Annotated in this window: 23 protein-coding genes; all 23 read left to right on the top strand. The window is 64.0% G+C overall.

Annotated elements, in window-relative coordinates:
• The first annotated feature begins 6 nt into the window (after positions 1-6).
• The 23 genes from flgA to fliR all read left to right on the top strand — a co-directional run bounded on the left by flgA (position 7) and on the right by fliR (position 22,101).
• The gene (gene flgA / locus FXB41_RS08670) at positions 7-483 is read left to right on the top strand and encodes a flagellar basal body P-ring formation chaperone FlgA (RefSeq protein WP_219681286.1); all 477 of its coding nucleotides are present in this window, start codon (positions 7-9) and stop codon (positions 481-483) included.
• On the top strand, positions 480-1,610 hold the full coding sequence (flgI, locus tag FXB41_RS08665) for a flagellar basal body P-ring protein FlgI (RefSeq protein WP_007595884.1): 1,131 nt from the start codon (positions 480-482) through the stop codon (positions 1,608-1,610). The genes flgA and flgI overlap by 4 nt, the downstream gene beginning before the upstream one ends.
• A gap of 64 nt (positions 1,611-1,674) precedes the next feature.
• Entirely contained in the window at positions 1,675-2,433 is a 759-nt protein-coding gene (locus FXB41_RS08660) for a MotE family protein (RefSeq protein ID WP_219681283.1), read from the top strand.
• Positions 2,434-3,129, top strand: coding sequence for a flagellar basal body L-ring protein FlgH (flgH, locus tag FXB41_RS08655; protein WP_219681280.1), 696 nt, complete (start codon positions 2,434-2,436; stop codon positions 3,127-3,129).
• Between the two features lie 42 nt (positions 3,130-3,171).
• The gene (locus FXB41_RS08650; protein ID WP_007595878.1) at positions 3,172-3,615 is read left to right on the top strand and encodes a flagellar basal body-associated FliL family protein; all 444 of its coding nucleotides are present in this window, start codon (positions 3,172-3,174) and stop codon (positions 3,613-3,615) included.
• Positions 3,612-4,352, top strand: coding sequence for a flagellar type III secretion system pore protein FliP (gene fliP / locus FXB41_RS08645; protein ID WP_007595877.1), 741 nt, complete (start codon positions 3,612-3,614; stop codon positions 4,350-4,352). The genes FXB41_RS08650 and fliP overlap by 4 nt, the downstream gene beginning before the upstream one ends.
• Positions 4,353-4,616: 264 nt before the next feature.
• A complete protein-coding gene (locus FXB41_RS08640; protein ID WP_007595876.1) occupies positions 4,617-5,525 on the top strand; it encodes a flagellin N-terminal helical domain-containing protein in 909 nt (302 codons plus the stop codon).
• A gap of 267 nt (positions 5,526-5,792) precedes the next feature.
• Entirely contained in the window at positions 5,793-6,704 is a 912-nt protein-coding gene (locus tag FXB41_RS08635; protein ID WP_007595875.1) for a flagellin N-terminal helical domain-containing protein, read from the top strand.
• A gap of 304 nt (positions 6,705-7,008) precedes the next feature.
• Positions 7,009-8,640, top strand: a complete 1,632-nt coding sequence (gene fliF / locus FXB41_RS08630) for a flagellar basal-body MS-ring/collar protein FliF (RefSeq protein ID WP_007595874.1) — start codon at positions 7,009-7,011, stop codon at positions 8,638-8,640.
• Positions 8,637-9,332 (top strand): hypothetical protein, encoded by a 696-nt coding sequence (locus FXB41_RS08625; RefSeq protein ID WP_219681279.1) that lies wholly within the window; start codon positions 8,637-8,639, stop codon positions 9,330-9,332. The genes fliF and FXB41_RS08625 overlap by 4 nt, the downstream gene beginning before the upstream one ends.
• Before the next feature lie 6 nt (positions 9,333-9,338).
• A complete protein-coding gene (locus tag FXB41_RS08620) occupies positions 9,339-10,688 on the top strand; it encodes a MotB family protein (protein ID WP_219681277.1) in 1,350 nt (449 codons plus the stop codon).
• On the top strand, positions 10,685-11,887 hold the full coding sequence (locus FXB41_RS08615) for a chemotaxis protein (RefSeq protein ID WP_007595869.1): 1,203 nt from the start codon (positions 10,685-10,687) through the stop codon (positions 11,885-11,887). The genes FXB41_RS08620 and FXB41_RS08615 overlap by 4 nt, the downstream gene beginning before the upstream one ends.
• Complete coding sequence (fliK, locus tag FXB41_RS08610) at positions 11,884-13,215, top strand: flagellar hook-length control protein FliK (RefSeq protein ID WP_219681275.1); 1,332 nt, start codon at positions 11,884-11,886, stop codon at positions 13,213-13,215. Before FXB41_RS08615 ends, fliK begins: the two co-directional genes overlap by 4 nt.
• Positions 13,166-13,747 carry a transglycosylase SLT domain-containing protein gene (locus tag FXB41_RS08605; protein WP_219681273.1) on the top strand — a complete coding sequence of 194 codons (582 nt, stop codon included), beginning with the start codon at positions 13,166-13,168 and terminating at the stop codon, positions 13,745-13,747. The genes fliK and FXB41_RS08605 overlap by 50 nt, the downstream gene beginning before the upstream one ends.
• 95 nt (positions 13,748-13,842) lie before the next feature.
• Positions 13,843-15,090, top strand: coding sequence for a flagellar hook protein FlgE (locus FXB41_RS08600; protein ID WP_219681271.1), 1,248 nt, complete (start codon positions 13,843-13,845; stop codon positions 15,088-15,090).
• A 34-nt stretch (positions 15,091-15,124) separates the two neighbouring features.
• A complete protein-coding gene (gene flgK, locus FXB41_RS08595; protein WP_219681269.1) occupies positions 15,125-16,603 on the top strand; it encodes a flagellar hook-associated protein FlgK in 1,479 nt (492 codons plus the stop codon).
• 3 nt (positions 16,604-16,606) lie between these two features.
• Positions 16,607-17,653 carry a flagellar hook-associated family protein gene (locus FXB41_RS08590; RefSeq protein ID WP_007595855.1) on the top strand — a complete coding sequence of 349 codons (1,047 nt, stop codon included), beginning with the start codon at positions 16,607-16,609 and terminating at the stop codon, positions 17,651-17,653.
• 67 nt (positions 17,654-17,720) lie between these two features.
• Entirely contained in the window at positions 17,721-18,065 is a 345-nt protein-coding gene (gene flaF, locus FXB41_RS08585; RefSeq protein ID WP_007595854.1) for a flagellar biosynthesis regulator FlaF, read from the top strand.
• Complete coding sequence (flbT, locus tag FXB41_RS08580; RefSeq protein WP_007595853.1) at positions 18,065-18,475, top strand: flagellar biosynthesis repressor FlbT; 411 nt, start codon at positions 18,065-18,067, stop codon at positions 18,473-18,475. Before flaF ends, flbT begins: the two co-directional genes overlap by 1 nt.
• A gap of 12 nt (positions 18,476-18,487) precedes the next feature.
• Positions 18,488-18,910, top strand: a complete 423-nt coding sequence (flgD, locus tag FXB41_RS08575; RefSeq protein ID WP_007595852.1) for a flagellar hook assembly protein FlgD — start codon at positions 18,488-18,490, stop codon at positions 18,908-18,910.
• Positions 18,907-19,173, top strand: a complete 267-nt coding sequence (fliQ, locus tag FXB41_RS08570; protein ID WP_007595851.1) for a flagellar biosynthesis protein FliQ — start codon at positions 18,907-18,909, stop codon at positions 19,171-19,173. The genes flgD and fliQ overlap by 4 nt, the downstream gene beginning before the upstream one ends.
• Positions 19,174-19,270: 97 nt before the next feature.
• Positions 19,271-21,352 (top strand): flagellar biosynthesis protein FlhA, encoded by a 2,082-nt coding sequence (gene flhA, locus FXB41_RS08565; RefSeq protein WP_219681267.1) that lies wholly within the window; start codon positions 19,271-19,273, stop codon positions 21,350-21,352.
• The gene (gene fliR / locus FXB41_RS08560) at positions 21,349-22,101 is read left to right on the top strand and encodes a flagellar biosynthesis protein FliR (protein WP_219681265.1); all 753 of its coding nucleotides are present in this window, start codon (positions 21,349-21,351) and stop codon (positions 22,099-22,101) included. Before flhA ends, fliR begins: the two co-directional genes overlap by 4 nt.
• Positions 22,102-22,105: the final 4 nt, after the last annotated feature.

Here is a 22,105-nt window from a genome sequence, read left to right as displayed (position 1 = left end):
GTATCCATGTTGAACAGGATGGGCTCGATCATGCGCGGGTTGGCCGCCGTGCTGCTGGTTCTCGTCTCGGCGCGTCCCGCCGCGGCCGAGGAGAAGCGGCTTCCCGTGCCGGCCGTCTCGATCCGCGCCGGCGAGCTGATCCGGGACGACATGATCACCGAGCGCGCCTTCGCGCCGAACGTGCTCGGCGTGGCCATGTTCATCGAAGGACGCCAGGTCCTGGTCGGCCGTATGGCGCGTCGCGCGCTGCTCCCCGGCCAGCCGATCCCGACCAACTCGGTGGAGGATCCCTGGACGGTCGCCCGCGGCGCGATGGTCAAGGTCGTGGTCGAAGACAGCGGCCTGTCGATCGTGACCTACGGCGCAGCGATGCAGTCGGGTGCGCCCGGCGCGCTGATCCCGATACGAAACACCGACACCGGTGTGATCATCAGGGCCGTCGTCCAGCCGGACGGCACCGTCAAGGTCGTGGACGGGTCATGACCAGAGTCCTGCTTGCGCTCGTCCTGCTCGTTTCCGCCGCCAGCGCCCAGGCCGCCGTCCGCATCAAGGACATCGCGGACATCAAGGGATTGCGCGAAAACCAGATCGTCGGCTACGGCCTCGTCATCGGCCTGAACGGCACCGGCGACACGCTCCGCAATGCGCCGTTCACGGAGCAGTCCCTGCAATCGATGCTCGAGAACATGGGCATCAATGTCCGGAACGAGACCACGAGCACCAACAATCCGCCGCGTCCGACGACGCTGCGCACGCGCAATGTCGCGGCCGTGATGGTGACCGCGGACCTGCAGCCCTCGATCGGTGCGGGCGAGCGCATGGACGTGACCGTGTCGTCGCTCGGCGATGCGACCTCGCTGCTCGGCGGCACCCTGGTGATGACGTCGCTGCGCGCGGCGGACGGCGCGGTCTATGCAGTGGCGCAAGGCGCGGTCACGGTCGCCGGTTACAGCGTCGGTGGCCAGGCCCAGAACGTCAGCCAGGGCACGCCGACCGCGGGCCGCATTCCGAACGGCGCGCTGGTCGAGCGCGAGGTGCAGGGTAGCCTCCACGAAATGGAGTATCTTGTGCTGGAGCTCAAGAACCCCGACTTCGTCACCGCAACGCGAATCCTCGACGCCATCAATCGCTACGCGGGCGGACGCTACCGCGCGCAGATCGCCTTCGAGCGCGACTACCGCACCATCGTGCTGTCGAAGCCGCGCCATATCGGACCGGTCCGCTTCCTCGCCGAAATCGGCGAGCTGACCGTAGAGCCGGACACGCCGGCGCGGGTCGTAATCAACGAACGTACCGGCACCGTGGTGATCGGACGCGACGTACGGATATCGACCGTTGCCGTGACGCACGGCAATCTGACGGTCCGCGTCACCGAGCTTCCCGTGGTGTCGCAACCGGCGCCCTTCTCGAAAGGGCAGACGGTGGTCGTGCCCCAGACCGTGGTCGAGGCCAACGAAGCCGGATCGCAGGTGGCGATCCTGAGCGGCGTCGATCTCCAGCGCCTGGTGCGCGGCCTGAACCAGATCGGCCTGAAACCATCCGGCATCATCGCGATCCTCCAGGCGATCAAGACGGCCGGCGCCCTCCAGGCGGATGTCATCGTGCAATGACGCGTAAGCGCCGTGCAAGCTTGGTCGCTCAATGCTCTCTCGACCGAGAATCGTACGCGGGCCGATGTTGAAGCTGGATCATAAAGCCAAACTCCTCCTCTTGGTCGCGGCCTCCGCGCTCGCGAGCGCTTCGCCCGTTCTGGCGCTGGATGAGGCCAAGCCGTCGAAGCCGCTCAACCTGCTGTCCTTCGCACGCGCCCGCGCGCCTGGCCCGCAGAAGCCGATCTCGTCGCTCCCGAGCGACAATGCATCGATGCGAGCGACGGCGTGGGCAGCCGAAGATTCGGGACCCGCGACCACGGGTGCCGTGCCGGCCTCCGAGAAGCCCGCGCCGGCAGCCACAGCCGCGCCGCGACCGGCCAAGCCCGGCAGCGTCACGGCACCGCCGAAGCCGGTACCGCCCCAGGCCGCTGCAACCGCGGACAACGAAGTCGCGCTGTTCTGCAGCAATGTCGCCGACCCCGCCGTCGATGCAAGGCTGGCTTGGCAGCTCAAGGAGCTGGAAAAGGCCGAGAACCAGCTTCGCGAGCGGATCGCCGAGGTCGAGGCCAAGCGCGCGGAATATGAGAAGTGGATGGCATTGCGCGACGACTTCCTGAAGAAGGCCGAAGCGAGCGTCGTCGAGATCTACTCGCGCATGAAGCCGGATGCCGCCGCAACCCAGATCGCCGGAATGGCAGACGAGACGGCTGCGGCCGTGCTCGCAAAGCTCAGCCCGAGGAGCTCGAGCGCAATCTTCAACGAGATGGAGACGGGGCGCGCGGCGCACCTCGCCGATCTGCTCGGCGGAATGCGTCGCGTGGATGACGGAAAGACCAAATAGATGAAGAACCTGATCCTCATCCTGTCGCTGTTCTCGCTTGCCGGATGCGTCACTGATCCGGCCGAGGTCCTGACTGGCCCGCGATTGTCGCCGGTCGGGAGCGGGCTGAGGACGCAGGCCGATCCGATTCCCGTGACGCCCCGTATGCACTCGCCCGTCAGCTATCGCTCGACCTGGGACGATGGCACCGACCTCTACCGCGATCCCCGCGCCCGGCGCGTTGGCGACGTCGTGACGGTGATCATCTCGATGCAGGACAAGGCCAAGCTGGACAACAAGACCGGCCGCTCGCGAGATTCGCAGATCAAGTTCGGGCTCGACTGGCTGATGGACGTTGCGGGATGGCAAGACAAGGGCTCGACGAGCGCCAACCTCAACACCAACACCCAGATCAAGGGCAACGGCCAGATCGACCGCACAGAGGATATCAAGCTGTCGATCGCGGCCATCGTCACCGACGTGCTGCCGAACGGCAATATGATGATCAGCGGCTCGCAGGAATTCAAGGTCAACACGGAAATGCGCGTGCTCAACGTCGGCGGCATCGTGCGTCCACGTGATATCTCGAGAACCAACACGATCTCCTACGAGAAGATCGCCGAGGCACGCGTGGCCTATGGCGGTCGCGGAAATCTCTCTGACGTGCAGCAGCCTGGATGGGGACACCGGATCTATGACGCCGTGGCACCGTTCTGAGATGCGCGACCGTCGGGCCGCGTCGCGGGGGCAGGGGACGTCATGCGCCTGATTGCAGCCATCCTGGTGTTGACCCTGATCGCGATCGGTGCGGGCGCGCTTGCCGGCCTGCATCTGTTTGCGGCCGCCGAGCGCGTCGCCGATGCGAAGAAAACCGCCACGCCGCCGCCTCTTGCCTCGAGCTACGCCGGCAGCGCGCGGCTCAGGAAGCTGTCCCCGATCGTGACTAATCTTGGCGCGCCGGCCAACAACTGGGCCCGCATCGAAGCCTCCATGGTGACCGAGAGCATGAGCGACGAGGATGCCGGCATCCTGGCGGCCCATGTCAGCGAGGACATCGTCACCTATCTGCGGTCGGCGACGGTGGCGCAGTTCGAGGGATCGCGCGGGCTTCAGCACCTGCGCGACGACCTGACCGAACGCGCCAATATCCGCTCCTCGGGCAAGATCCGCGAATTGATCATTGAGACGTTGGTGATTCAGTGAAACTGAGAGTCCTGCTGCTTGCGTTGCTCCTGGTCGTGCTGCCCGAAGTGGCACTGGCCCAGATTCCGGACCTCAATTCGCTGCTGCCCCCGGGCAACGGCTCGACCAGCGGCCGGATCATCCAGCTGATGGCGGTGATCACGGTGCTGTCCGTGGCGCCGGGACTGCTCATCATGGTGACGAGCTTCACGCGATTTGCGGTGGCGCTGTCGTTCCTGCGGGCCGGTCTCGGCCTCCAGACCACGCCGGCAAATCTGGTGCTGATCAGCCTCGCGCTGTTCATGACCTTCTACGTGATGGCGCCGACCTTCGACCGCGCCTGGGAAACCGGCATCCAGCCGCTGATGAAGAACGAGATATCGGAGGAAGAGGCCTATCTGAAGATCACCGATCCGTTCCGCGAATTCATGCTGGCCCATGTTCGCGACAAGGATCTGCAGACGTTCGAATCGCTGGCCGCGGAGAGCTTCCGCAGGAAGTTCGACGACAAGCGCGTCGACATGCGCGTCATCATTCCGGCCTTCATGATTTCCGAGCTCAGGCGCTCGTTCGAAATCGGATTCCTCATTATCCTGCCGTTCCTCGTCATCGACATGATCGTGGCGACGCTGACCATGTCGATGGGCATGATGATGATGCCGCCGACGATCCTCGCACTTCCGTTCAAGATGCTGTTCTTCGTGCTGATCGACGGCTGGAACCTGCTCGCCTCCGGGCTGGTGCGGTCGTTCTCGTAGCGGCAACGAGCGCCAGCCGGATGGTTATGGTTAGCGAGAAGTACCGGACTATGGTTAGCAATAGGTACTGTTAACCATCTGATTTTACAGCGTAATTCAAGCCGATCTTAATCTGCGCGCAAGATTCGGCGTGTTAGCAATGCGGCACGGCGGGTTGGACCCCACCCATATCAGTCCAAAGGCATGATGCCGCCCCTCCGTACCGGTGAAAGCCCGGTATGTCCCCTCGTGAAAATGTAACGCGTACATAAAGGGACATTCGCAATGTCAAGCCTGCTTACGAACTCGACCGCCATGACCGCACTCCAGACCTTGCGGTCTGTGAGCTCGCAGCTCTCCACCACGCAGACCCGCATCTCCACCGGCCAGCGCGTCTCGACCGCCTCGGACAACGCTGCCTATTGGTCGATCGCGACGTCTATGCGCGCCGACAACGCCGCGCTCTCGGCGGTCTCCGACTCGCTTGGTCTGTCGGCCGCGACCGTCGACACCGAATATACCGCTCTGACCACGGTCATCGGCGACAAGGACTCCGGGCTGACCAAGCTCCAGTCCCTGCTGGTCGAAGCCAAGACCGCCGGTATCGACCGCAGCAAGATCCAGGCCGACGTCACCCAGATCCAGCAGCAGATGAAGGCGACAGCCAGTGCGGCGACCTTCAATGGCATCAACTGGCTGAGCACGACCGCCACGACGCCGACGACCTTCAGCCTCGTGTCATCGTATTCGCGTATCGGCGGCACGCCCACCATCGGCTCCATCACCGTGACGACCGCCAACTACTCGCTCTACACCTCGGCGCAGGGCGGCATTCTGGACACGGCTGGTTCGACCGCTCCGTCGATCGACACGATGAGCATCTCCGCACTGACCGACTCGGCAGCTGACCAGACCACGCTCGATGGCTACATCGCGCAGGTCACCGCTGGCATCAACTCGGTTGCCTCGGCCGCCGCCAATCTCGGTGCCGTCAAGAACCGCCTCTCGACCAACACGGACTTCGTGAAGTCGCTGATGGACTCGGTGGACCGCGGTATCGGCCAGCTCGTCGACGCCGACATGAACCAGGAGTCCACCCGGCTGTCGGCCCTCCAGGTCCAGCAGCAGCTTGGCGTGCAGGCGCTCTCGATCGCCAATAACAGCAGCCAGAGCATCCTGTCGCTGTTCCGCTAAACCTCGAACCATCCGGGGAGGGCCGCGCTTCTCGCGAAGCGCGGCCCTTTCGCTTGGCCGTGACGTCGCGCGCCGTAATTTCGGCTGCCCTGTTGCGGTCAAGACACAGGGCCACAAGCCCCGCACAAGCTTCGCGGGCTATCGTCGCCGTTACGACAGGTTGGGCCTTGACGCTTTTGCGCAGCCCAAAGGCATGACGCCGCCCTGCCGTACCGGTGCAAGTCCGGTATGTCCCCAACTCAATCCAATCTCCAAAGGGACATCAAAATGGGTTCTAGCCTCCTCACCAACTCGTCTGCAATGACCGCGCTGCAGACCCTTCGCAACGTCAGCTCGCAGCTCGCGACGACGCAGAACCGGATCTCAACCGGTATGCGTGTTTCGACCGCCTCAGACAACGCCGCCTATTGGTCGATCGCGACGTCGATGCGCTCCGACAACGCCGCGCTTTCCGCGGTTTCCGACTCGCTCGGTCTGTCGGCTGCGACCGTCGACACCGAATATACTGCTCTGACCTCGGTCATCGGCGACAAGGACTCCGGCCTGACCAAGCTCCAGGCGCTGCTGGTCGAAGCCAAGACCGCTGGTATCGACCGCACCAAGATCCAGGCTGACATCACCCAGATCCAGCAGGATATGAAGCTCAAGGCCAACTCGGCGACCTTCAACGGCATCAACTGGCTGAGCACGACCGCCACGACGCCGACGACCTTCAACCTGGTGTCGTCGTACTCGCGCGTCGGCGGTACGCCCACCATCGGCTCCATCACCGTGACGACCGCCAACTACTCGCTCTACACCTCGGCGCAGGGCGGCATTCTGGACACGGCCGGTTCGACCTCTCCGTCGATCGACACGATGAGCATCTCCGTGCTGACCGACTCGGCAGCTGACCAGACCACGCTCGACGGCTACATCGCGCAGGTCACCGCCGGCATCAACTCGGTGGCCTCGGCCGCCGCCAATCTCGGTGCCGTCAAGAACCGCCTCGCGACCAACACTGAGTTCGTCAAGACCCTGATGGACTCCGTGGACCGCGGTGTCGGCCAGCTCGTCGACGCCGACATGAACGCGGAATCGACCCGGCTTCAGGCGCTCCAGACCCAGCAGCAGCTCGGCGTTCAGGCGCTCTCGATCGCGAACCAGAACAGCCAGAGCATCCTGTCGCTGTTCCGCTAGGCCGCGGCTTCGAAAACGACCGTGCTCCTCAGGGAGCACGGTCTCCGCCATGAACGGCGGATCTGACGGCACACGACGTGCTCACATCGACCTCCTGACGCCACCTTCCAGGCAACACGCCGTCGCCGATCGCACCGCGATGCGACCGGACGTCCGCTTGTTGCCGACGCGCGCGATTGCGTCACTCAGTCTCTTGTAAAATTGCAACGCCTCGCCTGCGAACCGACACATTCGTGGTCTCGCGCAACCTTCAGACAAGGTTGGCAGCAGAGTGTCCTCTACGTTCGCATTGGTATGAGGTCACATGCTGTTCAGTCGTGCGCAGATACAGCAACTGCTCAACAATCTGCTGGAGCTTGGGCCGCGACGCCTGATGGCCCTGGGATTGATCGGTTTCGCCGTTCTCGTCACCGTCGTGGGCGGCGCCTATTATCTGAGCCGGCCTGAATTCGAAACGCTCTATACGGGCCTTTCCCGCGAAGACGTGACGCGCATGGGTGCCGCGCTGCGCGAGCAAAACATTACCTTCGACGTCAACACCGCCGGCGACGCGGTCTCGGTGCGTCCGAGCCAGACCATGCAAGCGCGGATGCTGCTCGCCGAGAAGGGGCTGCCGACCAGCGCAAATTCCGGCTACGAGCTGTTCGACAAGATCGGGTCGCTGGGTTTGACCTCGTTCATGCAGGAGGTCACCAAGCTCCGGGCGCTGGAAGGCGAAATCGCCCGCACGGTGCAGTTGATGAAGGGCGTGAAGGCGGCGCGGGTGCATATCGTGATGCCGGTGCGGGGGTCGTTCCGCGCGACGCAGCAGCCGCCTTCGGCATCGGTCGTGCTGCGCACCGACGGCGCGATCGAGGCACGCACGGCGCAGTCGATCCGTCATCTCGTCGCGGCGGCCATTCCGGGCATGACTCGCGACAAGGTCACGGTGCTGGACGCCGACGGTTCGATGCTGCTTGCCGAAGAGGACGAGGCGACTGCTGCTCCGACCAAGATGGCGAGCCTGCAGAAGACGGTCGGCGGGATGGTGCAGGAGAACATCCGCAAGGCGCTGACGCCGTATCTTGGCCTCGACAATTTCGAAGTGAGCGTTGCATCGCAGCTCTCCACCGACAAGCGGCAGATCAACGAAACCGTCTACGATCCCGAAAGCCGCGCCGAGCGCTCGGTCCGGAATGTCCGCGAGAACGAGAAGTCACAGAACGCGGATCGTTCGCAGCCGACCACGGTGCAGCAGAATCTTCCCGACCAGCAGGTGAACGCCGGCGGCACCAAGAATTCCAGCGAGGACAAGACTCGCCGCGAGGACGTCACCAATTTCGAGGTCTCGTCCAAGACCACGACGACGGTGAGCGACGGCTATTCGGTGAAGAAGCTGTTCATTGCCGTGCTGGTGAACCGCGGACGGCTCATTGCCGACCTCGGCGACAAGAGCAACCAGGCCATCGTCGACAGCAAGCTCGCCGAGATCAGCCAACTCGCGGCCACGGCCGGCGGGCTGGACAAGGCGCGCGGCGACCAGATCCAGGTGACGGCCGTCGATTTCATCGAAGGCTCGCGCGAACTGGCGCCGGTGCCGCCCATCAGCTTCGTCGAGATGATCAACAAGCAGCTCGGCAGCGTCATCAACGCGGTCACGATCCTGGCCGTCGCTTCGATGCTGGTGTGGTTCGGACTTCGTCCTGCAGTCAACGGCATTTTGACCCATCGTGCGGCGCAGGAGCAGACCGAGGCCGCGGAAGCTGCCCAGCTCGAGGCGGCCGCCGGCGCCCTTGCATTGGCAGACAGCGAGGAGAGCGAGCTCAACCTGGTCGAAGACCTCGAAGGCAAGATGCAACGAACGCCGCAGAAGCGGTTGGAGCAGATCGTCCGTCTCGATCAGATGCAGGCGGCAGCGATCCTTAAAGACTGGATGCGACGCGAGGAGGCGGCATGAACGCGGCAATCGGAAAGCTCCTGACGCAGTTCGACGCGAACGGGCGGGTCAAATCGCCTCCGCCTCCACCGCCGCCCAAAATCCAGGATGTGCTGACGAGGCCGAAGGAAGCCCGGCGCGAGCCTCAGCCGCAGCCCCAGACCCATTCGCAGCCGCAGCTTCAGTCGCCGCCTCCGGCGCCGAAGGCGGAAGCCCCGGCGGCCAATCTCCTGGATGATGCCTTTCGGCGCGGGCATGCGGCCGGCGTCGCGGAGGGCGAGTCCAGGATCGCCGAGGAAAGAGTTCGCAGCGCGATCCGGCTCGGCGAAGAGCGGGCCAAGTGGTCCGACCAGCAGGCGGTGGCGGTCGTCAGCGGCTTCGAGACGGCTTGCCGCGAAATCGAGACCAACATCGCGAGCTCCGTTGCGCGGATATTGCTGCCGTTCCTCGCCGATGCGGTCCGCGACAAGGCGATCGGGTCGCTGGTCGAGCAGATTGCGGCGCTGACCGGCAATTCGCCGGTGCCGGTCTTCAAGGTCACCGGCCCGAGCGAACTGCTCGACCTGGTGAGGACGCAGCTCGGGACGGCGCGGCGAACCGGCATCGAGTATGAGGCCGCCGATACTTTCGAGGTTCGCGTCGTGGCCGACCAGACCGTGATCGAGACGCAGATCACAGCCTGGAGCGAGCGCCTGAAAGAGGCGCGCCGGTAGTCCGTCATGAATGAGGTCAAGTCAGAACTCGTCATCATCCGCCGGCGGAGCGCCTTCGACGACGAGAAACCGCACGGCGGCGTCTGGAAGATCGCCTATGCGGACTTCATGACAGCGATGATGGCGTTCTTCCTGGTGATGTGGCTGATCAATGCACTCAACCAGGATCAGAAGCAGGTGGTCGCGAGCTATTTCAATCCGATCAAGCTCGCGGAGAACGCACCTGCCCCGAAGGGACTCAAGGATCTCTCCAAGAAGGAGCCGTCGTCGTTCGACGGCCAGGACGGCAGGCGCCAGCCGGGAGGACCGAGCGAGGAACGTCGCGGTGACTCTCCGACGGCCGAGAAGCCGCCCTTCTACGAGGAGAAGGTCCTGTTCCGCGATCCCTATACGACGCTCGCCGAGATCGCCAGCAGTGCGAACCAGGCCTCGGGCCAGCGGCGCGCCGGCGCCCTGACGTCCGCCGAAGAGGATGGCCTCAAGGGAGGCGACGCCTACCGAGATCCGTTCGATCCCGGCTATTGGAAGCTTGCGCCGCAGGCGACCAAGGATGCCGATCGCATCATCGAGGGCGAACCCAAGCCCAAGCCAGAGCCCGAGTTCAAGTCGAATGCGTCCACGCGCGACACTGCGTCCGGGACAGGCCAGGGCGAGCCGCAGGCACGCCGAGCCAGGCAGGACGATGCCGGCGGAAGCGTGGCTCCGAACGGCGACGCGTCGTCCGGAAGCCTGTCGCCTCTGCTGCCGCCGGGGCCCGCGTCGTCGCTGTTCTCACGCGAAGGGAGCGCGCAGCCGGGTGCCCAAGCTGGTAATCAAGCCAATGCCGCCGCGCAGCCGCGTCCCAACGATGCGACGAAGGAATCCGAGCCGCGCGACGCGGTTCAGGCCCAGCAATTAACGGTCAAACAGCTTCAGTCGGCGATCGCGGATGCGCTGTCGGACGTCAAGGCCGGCGCGGGACCGGTGGCCGAGGTGCGTCAGGTCGAGGAAGGCCTGCTGATCAGCCTAACCGACGATGCGAACTTCGGCATGTTCGCGGTCGGCTCGGCTGAGCCGCGGCCCGAACTCATCCGTGTGATCGACAAAATCGGCCCGCTGCTGACAAAGCGTCCCGGCGTGATCATCGTCCGCGGCCACACCGACAATCGGCCGTACCGTTCGGAGACCTACGACAACTGGCGGCTGTCGACGGCCCGTGCGCAGATGGCCTATTACATGCTGGTCCGCTCCGGCGTCGATGCGCAGCGCATCGAGCATGTCGAGGGTTATGCCGATCGGCGGCCGAAGCTTCAAAACGATCCCGCGGCTGCGCAGAATCGCCGGATCGAGATCATGGTCCGGGAGAAGCGTCCTTGATCTGGCCTCTTCTCCGCGCCGCGCTGCTGATGCTGCTGCCGTTCACGGCGGCAGGCGCATTCGCCGAGCCGGCACCGACGCCAGCCCCGGCGGCATCGACATCGAGCGAGCCGTATGAGCTCGTTCGGGCGTTGCAGACCGTGCAGGACGGCATCGCCAACGGCGATAGTGCGGCACACGGTAGCCACGGCGCATTGATCCGGCAGATCGGCGAAAAATTTCTCGCCGCCGATCCGGGCGTGTGGAGTAATTCGCAGAACGGCCAGGCCGCCGTCATCTATCTGCTCAGCGGCGGCGCACCGCAAATCATCCGCAAGCTGCCGCGAGACAAGCTGAACGTCGATGGACGGCTGTTCGATGGCGCGCTTGCCTATGTCGAGGGTCGTCAGGACGAAGCGCGCGAACTGCTCAAGGACGTCAAGCCGCGGACGATTCCGTCGGGCCTGGGCGGACAGCTCGCGCTGGTCCAGGGCGCGCTGTTCGCACGCGCCGAGGCATCGCTTGCAATCGAGCGTCTGGATGACGCGCGCCTGCTCTTGCCGGGCACATTGGTGGAGGAGGCAGCCCTGCGGCGAGAGATCTTGCTGGTCGGGCAAGCCGAGGATTTCGACAAGTTCGAGTTCCTGGCGCTGGCTTATATCCGGCACTACCACAACTCGGTCTATGCGGGGGACTTCTGGCAGCGTTTTTCCACGGGTCTGACGCAGTCGAGCCTCGCGCTCGACGAGCGTCGGTTTGCGCGGATCAGCACTTTGCTGGAGCAGATCGACCGCGCGAGCCGCCTCAAGCTCTATCTCGTGATCGCGCGCACCGCGATGGTGCGCGGAGGGCTGGCCGTGACCCGGCTTGCCGGCGAACGCGCGCTGGCACTCAGCGCCGATGCCTCGGCGGAGCGCGAGCGGGCGCATTTGTTTCGCGGCGTGTCGCGGGCGCTCACCGACGAATATGACGGCGGTTTCGCCGAGTTGAAGGCGCTCGACCGGTCGAAGCTGCCGGAGCGCGACATTCCCTTTCTCAATGCAACGGTGCAGCTCGCACTCGACGTTCGCAAGCCGTTCGCTGGCGGATCCGCCGCCGCAGCCGACAAGCCTCCGGTCACGCCGGCGCGTCTCGACCTCGCGTCGTCGACCGCAACGCTTGCTCGCGCGCAGAAGCAGCTCGGCGAGCTCGAACTCCTCACCAGGGATCGCCGTCCATGACGAAGCTCAGTGGAACCTCCGGACAGGTCTTTTCGGGTCTCGCCGAAAGCCTCAACATGCGGGGCACATCGCGCTCCGGCAAGAGCGCCGGGGCGAAAGCGCCGGCGGACTCGTCCTTCAACGATCTGCTGCACACCGTCTCGAATCTCGCGAAGCGGGCGCTCAACGACGGGGGCAGCGACACGGCCGTCAAAGCCGGAACGCTGCGGACGCGCCTGGCGCACCAGAGCGGGAAGGACAACGCGAGCGACGAGGAAGAGCCCGGATCCAGCGAGAATCTCACCGAGAAATCTTCCGACAAAAAGGTCGACAAACCCTCCGGGAAACATGGACTTCTCGATCATACCGAGCACACCGACGTCCAGGGCCGATCGAGCATTGCCGGGATCATCGGGCAGGAGAGCGTCGCCGGGCCGCAGGTCGTGATGCCGCAGATGCAAGCACCGGCCGGCGACAAGAAGGGTGCGTCCGGGCGCGACGAGCGGTCTGCCACGACGAAGCGCGACGTTCAGGCCATGGGCACGTCGAAGGCGACAGCCGAGCTCCCATCTCCGGTGGCTCCAGCCGCCGCGCATTCGCAGGCCGCGACTTCGCACGCCGGAGTTACCGACCAGGCGTCATCGCCGGAAAGCAGTGTGCCGCCGACGGCAACGGCACCCGGCTTTGAGGCCGTCGCGGCCAATGTCGAGCGTGCCGCCAAGGCTTCGGCGCGGGATGCATTGCCCGGAACGACCAAGGTCACCGTGGTTCAGCAGGAGACCCATCTGCCGCCGGCGCAGTTCAACGCTCCGCAGCAGGTTGCCAACGCTGTCGTCGCCGAGCTGAAGGAAGCTCCGGTACCGACGGCGTCCGCAGCTCCAGATCTTACCACGTCCCAAGCCAATGCGCCGGATCAGCCGCTCAAGATCCTGACCATCAATCTCGAGCCGGCCGCGCTCGGCAATGTCACCGTGCGCCTTCGTCTCGTCGGCAACGAAGTGTCCGTCCACCTCGCCGCCGAGCGCAAGGACACGAGCCAGATGCTGGACCAGCAGCGCGATTCGATCCGCGACCTGATGCAGTCGGCGGGCTACGTCGCCGATGTTGCACCCGTCCAGCACGGCTCGCTGGATGGTTTCCAGAGCGGCTCCGGCCAGTCGCAGCCGCAGCTTTCGGGCCAGCAACAGCCCTCGTCGCAGTCGCAAGGCACGTTCGACGGTACGAGTAATTCGTCGGGACAAGCGGACGGCGGCGCGAAGCAGGCCCGACAGGAGCGCCAGTCCAACCAGGAGACGCGTCATGACCAAGACGTGGCGCCGCAGACTCGTCGCGGCCCTGTTTATCTGTAACGCCGGCGCTGCGGCTGCAGCAACCGACAATTCGCGCCCGTGCGAGCGCGAGATGGCGCGTGCGTCCCAGCAGCACGGAATCCCGCTCGGCATTCTCTACGCGGTCGGCTTGACCGAGACCGGGCGGCGCGGCGCACTTTATCCTTACGCGCTCGGCGCCGAAGGACAGACCGTATTCGCCAAGGACATGAACGACGCGATCGCCAACTTTGAAGCCATGCGAGCCAAGGGGATCAAGCTGATCGACCTCGGCTGCATGCAGATCAACCATTACTATCACGGCGACAAGTTCGCCTCGGTGCGGGCGATGTTCGATCCCGCAGGGAATGTCGACTACGCCGCGCGCTTCCTGAAGGAGTTGAAGCAGCGCGAGGGCAGCTGGACCATGGCTGTCGCCCGCTACAATGCAGGCCCCAACAACCAGCCGGCACAGAAGCGCTACGTCTGCCACATCGTCGCGCATCTCGTCTCGAGCGGCTTCGGCGCGTGGACCGACAAGGCGCGCTCGTTCTGTCAGCCGAAGACGACCTGAAGGGCCGACACCAAGTTGTGCATTGGCCTCCATCATCAGCCCCGCGCAAGCAACAGCCTCCATTGTAACTGCAACCTACCAAAGGAGCCTAATTCATGAGCCTGTATGGTGTTATGCGCACCGGCGTTTCCGGGATGAGCGCGCAGTCCAACAAGCTGTCGACGGTTTCGGACAACATCGCGAACGTCAACACCACCGGCTACAAGCGGGCTTCGACCGAGTTTTCCTCGCTGATCCTGAAGAGCGGCTCGGGCAATTACGATTCCGGCGCGGTCGAGACCACGGTGCGTTACGCGATCTCCGATGCCGGCAATTACCAGTTCACGACCTCGGCGACGGATCTCGCGGTTCAAGGCAACGGCTTCTTCGTGGTGCAGGATCCGAACGGCAACAACTTCCTGACGCGCGCCGGTGCGTTCGTGCCCGACAGCACGGGCAATCTCGTCAACGCCGCCGGCTTCCAGCTGATGGGCTACAACATCCAGAACGGAGCCGTGCCCAATACTGTCGCCAACGGTTTCGGCAACCTGCAGGTCGTCAACGTCAACCAGATGGCGCTCCAGGCGTCGGCTTCGACCAAAGCGACGGTGGCTGCCAACCTGGATCCCAGTGCTGCGGTCGTCGCGTTTCCGGCCACGCCTGCAGGTCCGGGCAACTATACGTCGAAGACGTCAATGGTGACTTACGACAACATCGGCAACCCGATAACTCTCAACGTCTATGCGGCAAAGACAGCGGCCGATACATGGGATATCGAGGTTTACGATCCGACGGGAGCTATGATTTCGACGCCGGGTCCTGCTACGACTTTCACTTTCGACGTCACAGCCGTCGGCAAGGGTGCGCTCGCTGCGGCGAGTGCAAAAACGATGCCTCTGACCGTCCCCAGCGGTTCGACGAGTTTCCCTCTCACGATCGACCTCTCGGCGATGACCCAGGTCGCTTCCAGCTTCGACTTCAAGGCCACGGTCGACGGCAACGCTCCGTCCGCGGTGGACAAGGTGAACATCGACAGCAAGGGCGTGGTCACCGCCGTCCTCAAGAACGGCACCACGCTGCCGAGCTTTCAGATCGCGCTCGCGACCGTTCCGAGCCCGGACCATCTGACGCCCGAAGTCGGCAACGTCTATTCGCCGAACCTGGATTCTGGAAACGTGCAGGTCGATGTGTCTGGCAAGAGCGGGCTCGGCACGATCCAGTCCGGTGCTCTGGAAGATTCCAACGTCGATCTCGCGGACGAGTTGACCTCGATGATCGAGGCGCAGCGAGGTTTCACCGCGAATTCGAAATCATTCCAGACCGGCGCCGATCTGCTGGACGTCGTCGTCAACCTGAAGCGCTGAGTCTCTCAGCGCTCGTTCCCGGCAAGAGCAGATCATGAACCTTACCGCCGCTCTCGAATCCGCCCGCTCCTCGCTGATGGCGTCGGGCATCCAGTCGTCGGTCATTTCGCGCAACATAGCCGGTGCCAGCTCCACCGGCTATTCGCGCAAGATTGCCGTGCTGGACAACCTCCCGGGAACCGGCGTCTACGTGGCGGCGATCCAGCGCGCCGCGAGCTCGGGTCTCTACACCAACGTGCTGACCGCAACCTCGACGTCGGCCAAGCAGAGCGCGATCCTTGACGGTCTCCAGAAGATCGCGTCTGCCACGGTGGACGATCCGGAACTCGACCAGTCGCCGACGGCGCAGCTCAATGCGCTGAAGAAGGCGCTCCAGCAATATGCCAACGCCCCGGATAACACCACGCTGGCGCAGGCAGCGGTGACGTCCGCCAAGGACATGGCGACCGCGCTCAATCAGGCGACTCTGACCGTGCAGTCGGCCCGTGAGGGCGCGGATGCCGACATGCAAACGTCGGTTCAAACCATCAATCGGTTGCTCTCCCAGTTCCAGACCGTCAACACCGCGATCGTGAAGGGGACGATCTCCGGCGACGACATCACGGACTACCTCGACCAGCGCGACAGCATCGTCTCGCAGATGTCGCAGGAGGTCGGGGTCTCGATGTCGCTCCGTCCCAACGGCGACGCGGCGCTCTATACCGACAGCGGCGTCGTGCTGTTCGACAAGACGGCGCGGACGGTGAGCTTTGCGCCGACGAACGCCTATACGGCCGGCACCACCGGCAATGCCGTCTATATCGACGGTGTTCCGGTGACCGGCGCCAATTCCGTGATGCCGCTCAAGTCCGGCAAGCTTGCTGGCCTGGCGCAGCTGCGCGACAATGATACGGTTACTTACCAGAGCCAGCTCGACGAAATCGCGCGCGGCCTGGTCGACGCCTTCAAGGAAAGTGACCAGTCGGCTGTTCCGACGCTGCCCGATGTCCCTGGTCTCTTCACCTATCCCGGCGCGCCGGCGATGCCGGCGAGCGCCACCGTCTTGGTGGGCCTCGCGGGCACGATCTCGGTTGCTGCATCGGTCGATCCGGCCCAGGGCGGCAATCCTAATCTGCTGCGCGACGGTGCGATCAGCGGCAACGGCGCGTACCAATACAATACCGCCGGCAATGGCGGTTATTCGGCCCGACTGCAGCAGCTCATCGGCGCCATGGATGCGTCGCAGCCGTTCGATGCGACCACGCAAGGCAAGCCGAACGGCAGCTTGATCGATTTCGCGTCGTCGTCGGCGAGCTGGATCGAAAATCAGCGCAAGACCGCGGACTCCAACGTCACCTACCAGAAAACGCTGCTCGACCGCAGCACCGCGGCGCTGTCGAACGTCAGCGGCGTCAACATGGATGACGAGATGTCGTTGATGCTTCAGGTCGAGCGCACCTATTCGGCCTCGTCGAAGATCATCTCGACCGTCGACGAAATGTTGCAGAGCCTGCTGGCTGCCGTGGGAAATTAAGCCATGATGAGCGCGAATTACATCTCGACCTTGATGCTGTCTTCGTCGTTGAGGTCCTCGATTACAAACAATCAGGCCGCGCTGGCCAAGGCTTCGAAGGAAGCCACCACCGGCCGCTTCGCCGATGTCGGCCTCGAGCTTGGTGCCACGACGGGAGGCGACGTCACCCTGCGGGCGGATTTGAGCTTCGCCGATCAGCTCGTCGATACCAATGGGCTCGTCGCGGGGCGACTGGACATCACGCAGAGCCGGATCACCCAGCTTGGATCGACCGCGACGGACTTCCTCAAGGACCTGATCGCGGCGCGCAGTACCGACGGCGGCGGGCGCATCATCCTGCCACCTGCGTCCTCCAACCTCCAGGATCTGATTGGCGCGCTGAACGTCTCCTATAACGGCTCGTCACTCTTTGCGGGCATCAACACGCAGAACACGCCGATCACGGCCTACACCGCGGGCTCGGCCAGCAAGAACCAGGTCGACGCCGACTTCCTTGCGACCTTCGGCTTCTCGCAATCATCGCCCAGCGTGAACACCATCACTCCTGGCCAGATGCAGACCTTCCTCGACACCACCTTCGATGCCGAGTTCGCGAGCCCGGCCTGGAACACGAATTGGTCATCGGCGACCGACCAGGTGATGCAAAGCCGTATCTCCACGACCGAGATCGCCGATACCTCCGTCAGCGCCAATCAGACAGGCTTCCGCAAGCTCGCCGAGGCCTACACCATGATGGCAGATCTCGGGAACGCGAACCTGGACCAAGCGACGTTCCAGGTCGTCGTGGATAAAGCCATCGGCCTTGTCGGAAACGCCATCACTGACCTTGCGACCCTCGGCGGCGACATCGGCACGGTCCAGCAGCGGATCACCTCCGCAACCGACAAGCTCAAGACGCAGCAGGATATTCTGAACAATCAGATCGTCGGTATAGAGAAGGTCGATCCGACGGAAGCCTCCGTGAGGGTCAACACCTTGCAGACGCAGATCCAGACGGCGCTTGCGCTCACCTCGCAGCTCCAGAAGATCAGCCTCATCAACTATCTCTGAGTCCAGCTCCTTCGTAAGGCGCGTAACCCTTGTCTTGTTGTTCGGTCTCCTGCGCAGAGTTGTCCTGATGACGTTTGAAGCCTATGAATCGGTCGTCGACGAGAGCGGCTATGAGGCGCGGGGCCGCGAGCGGCAGGCGCTCAGCCTCGGCATCGACCGGCTCGAGCGGATCCAGTCGGACCGCTTCAGCCTCGAGGATCTGGTCGAGAGCCTGCTCTATGTGCGGCGGCTGTGGACGATCTTCATCGAGGATCTCGCGCATCCGGAAAACGGACTTCCGGAAAAGCTGCGCGCCGACATCATCTCGATCGGCCTGTGGGTGGTCAAGGAAGCCGACCGCCTTCGTGAAGAAAAGTCGAACGACGTTATCCAGCTCATCGAAATCAACCGCCTGATCCGAGACGCACTTTGATGAAGATATCCTTGCGTGCGGGCGAACGGGTCTACATCAACGGCGCGGTGCTGCGCGTGGACCGCAAGGTCTCCGTCGAGCTCGTCAACGACGTGATGTTCCTGCTCGAAGGGCAGATCATGCAGGCCTCCGACGCCACCACGGCGCTGCGGCAGCTCTATTTCATCGTCCAGCTCATGCTGATGAATCCGACCGACGTCCGCGATGCTTCGGCTCTCTACGCGCAGCATCACGCCGCCCTGCTCGCGGTGTGCGAGAGCCAGGAGATGCTGGTCGGGCTTGGCACGGTCGACGACCTGGTCGGAGCGACCCGTTACTTCGAGGCGCTCAAGCGGATCCGGGCACTGTTTCCAGTGGAGCAGGCCATCCTGGCCGGCGCCACGATCGATTCCCCATTCGAGGCTGCCTGACAGGAGAACTACATGAACGTCACCAGCGCGACCGATAGCACCAGCAAGTCGTCCAGTTCGACCAGCTCGACGACGCCGAAGTCGAGCACCGGCGTCGACTACAACACGTTTCTTCAGCTCCTCATCGCGGAGATGAAAAACCAGGATCCGACCAATCCGATGGATACCTCGCAATATATGAGCCAGTTTGCGCAGCTCTCGTCGGTCGAGCAGGCGATGCAGACCAATACCAAGCTCGACGCTCTGCTGTCTTCGCAGTCGCTGTCGCAGGCCGACGGGCTGATCGGAAAGACCGTCAGCTTCACGGACGCGACCGGAGCGAGCTTCAGCGGCAAGGTCGCTTCGATCTCCATCAACAGCGACGGCTCCGTCGCGACGCTCGAGAACGGCACGAAAGTCGCGATCGGCCCCGGTCTCACGATCAGCCAGTCATGAACGAACGGGATGCTCTCGACATCGTCCAGGCGGCGATCTGGACCATCATCGTCGCCTCCGGGCCTGCCGTCGGTGCCGCGATGCTGGTCGGCACCATCATCGCGCTGATCCAGGCGCTGACCCAGATCCAGGAGGTGACGCTGACCTTCGTTCCGAAGATCATCGTCATTCTCGTGGTCGTTGCCGTCTCCGGTTCCTTCATCGGAGCCCATCTCTCCACCTTCACCGAGATGGTCTATTCGCACATCGAGCACGGCTTCTGATCCGGACGGTCCCGGCCGCCTCTGCCGCCCCTGCCACCACCACCCCCGCGTAAGCTTTGCACGGCAGATTACGGGCCGGATCCTCTGCCGGTGACCCATGTCCGATACGTTAGCCGCTAGCCTGCCGACCCCGCGACGATTGGGCGCCGATGCCTTTTTCGCAGGCGGCATCGTGGCCATGCTCACGATCCTGTTCCTGCCCATACCGCCGATCCTGATCGATCTCGGCCTCGCGTTCTCGATCGCGCTCTCGGCACTGATCCTGATGGTCGCACTGTGGATCCAGCGGCCGCTTGATTTTTCTGCCTTCCCGACCGTGCTCCTGATCGCGACGATCCTGCGGCTTGCGCTCAACGTCGCAACGACCCGTCTCATCCTGTCGCGCGGCGGGGAGGGGGAAAACGCCGCGGGCCATGTCGTTGCCGGTTTCTCGAAGTTCGTCATGGGCGGCGACTTCGTCATCGGCCTGATCATTTTCGCGATTCTGGTCACGGTGAACTTCGTCGTGATCACCAAGGGCGCGACGCGTATCGCCGAAGTCGGCGCCCGTTTCACTCTGGATGCCATCCCCGGCAAGCAGATGGCGATCGACGCGGATCTGTCCGCGGGCCTGATCGACGACAAGGAAGCCCAGCGCCGGCGCCGCGAGCTGGAAGAGGAGAGCGCGTTCTTCGGCGCCATGGACGGTGCCTCGAAATTCGTTCGCGGCGACGCCGTCGCCGGTTTGATCATCACCGCGATCAACATTTTCGGCGGTATCATCATCGGCGTGACGCATCACGGGTTGACGCTGGCACGCGCCGCCGACGTCTACACCAAGCTGTCCGTGGGCGACGGTCTGGTAACGCAGATGCCGGCGCTGATCGTGTCCCTGTCGGCGGGCCTGCTCGTCTCGAGGGGCGGCACCCGGGGTTCGGCCGAGCAGGCCGTGTTGCGGCAGCTCGGCGGCTATCCGCGCGCGGTGTCGGCCGCCGCGTTGATGATGTTCGTGCTCGCCTTGATGCCGGGGCTGCCGACGGCGCCCTTCCTGCTGCTCGGCGGCGTCATGGCCTTCGTCGGGTATTCGCTGCCGAGGCGGCAGGCAGCCCTGAAGCAGAAGGAAGATGCGCGCAAGGCCGACGAACGCGCCCAGGTCGATGCCAAGGAATCCGTCAAGGAATCGCTCAAGACCGCGGAGATCGAGCTGGCGCTCGGCGGTCACCTCTCGGTGCATCTGCTGGGCTCGCGCAACGAACTGGCGCATCGCGTGGCCAAGATCCGCAAGAAGTTCGCCAAGCAGTACGGCTTCGTGGTTCCCGAGATCAAGCTCACCGACAATCTGTCGATCGATCCCAAGGGATACCAGATCCGGATCCACGACACCCGCGTCGCCCAGGGCGAACTCCGGCTCGGAGAAGTGCTGGTCCTCGTCGACAAGGACGGCAAGCCCGACGTTCCCGGCGAAGAGGTGATCGAGCCGGCCTTCGGCATGAAGGCGCTGTGGGTGACGGACGCGTTCACCGACGAGGTCAAGCGTCAGGGCTGCAAGCCGGTCGACAATCTGTCGGTGCTGCTCACGCATCTGAGCGAAGTGATCAGGGCCAACCTCGCCCAGCTGCTGTCCTACAAGGACATGCGCGGCCTGCTCGACCGGCTCGATCCCGAATACAAGCGCCTGGTCGAGGATCTCTGCCCGTCGCAGATATCGTATTCGGGGCTGCTGGCGATTCTGAAGATCCTGCTGGCCGAGCGCGTGTCGATCCGCAACCTGCATCTGATCCTCGAAGCCATCGCCGAGATCGCGCCTCATGTGCGGCGCTCCGAGCAGGTGGCAGAGCATGTGCGTACGCGTCTTGCCCAGCAGATTTGCGGCGATCTCTCCGACAACGGCGTGCTCAACGTCGTCCGTCTCGGCAACCGCTGGGATCTCGCGTTCCACCAGAGCTTGAAGCGCGACGCCAAGGGCGACGTCGTCGAATTCGACGCCGATCCGCGCCTGATCGAGCAGTTCGCGACCGAAGCCAGCGCCGCGATCCGCAAGTTCACCGAGAACGGCACCAGCGTGGTGCTGGCCGTGACCCCGGAAGCGCGTCCCTACGTCCGGATGATCCTGGAGCGGGTCTTTCCGACACTGCCGATCCTGTCGCATGTCGAAGTCGCGCGCAGCACCGAAATCAGGGCCCTCGGAGCCATATCGTGATCAGCGGCCTCACCGACAGCGTGCTGGTGACGTTCATCGTGTTCTGCCGCATCGGTGCCTGCCTGATGCTGGTCCCCGGCTATTCCAGCGTCAATGTTCCGGCCCAGGTCCGCTTGTTCGTTGCGCTGGTGACGACGTTCGCACTGACGCCGATCCTGGCCGCCGTCCTGAAACCTCTCACGGACAACGCGGCGCCGCTGACGCTCGCGCTCCTGATCTGCTCCGAACTCGTGGTCGGTGCCGTCATCGGGCTCGGCGGTCGCGTGTTCTTTCTCGCACTCCAGACCATGGCCACCGTGATGGCCAGCGCGATCGGGCTGAGCAACATCCCGGGGACGCCGGTCGGCGACACCGATCCGGCGCCGGCCCTGGTGCCGCTGATCATGACGTCGGTCACGACGCTGTTCTTCATGACCGACCAGCACTGGCAGGTCCTGCGCGGGCTGATGAACTCCTACGACGTCTGGCATCCCGGCGACCGGCTCGGCGGCAGCATGCCGCTCGACCAGCTCGTCGGCCGGCTATCGGAGGCATTCGTGCTGACGCTGCGGATCGCCAGCCCTTTCATCGTCTATTCGGTCGTCGTCAACCTGGCGGTCGGCCTGATCAACAAGCTGACGCCGGCGATTCCGGTCTATTTCATCTCGGTGCCCTTCGTGCTGTTCGGCGGCTTCCTGCTGCTCTACCTCACCAGCGACGAGCTCCTGAGGCAATTCATGCTCGGCGTCTCATCGTGGCTGGCGGAGTAATCGC

Source organism: Bradyrhizobium canariense, from assembly GCF_019402665.1.
Classification (GTDB): Bacteria; Pseudomonadota; Alphaproteobacteria; order Rhizobiales; family Xanthobacteraceae; genus Bradyrhizobium; species Bradyrhizobium canariense.
This window is presented reverse-complemented; position numbering and strand designations above follow the sequence as displayed.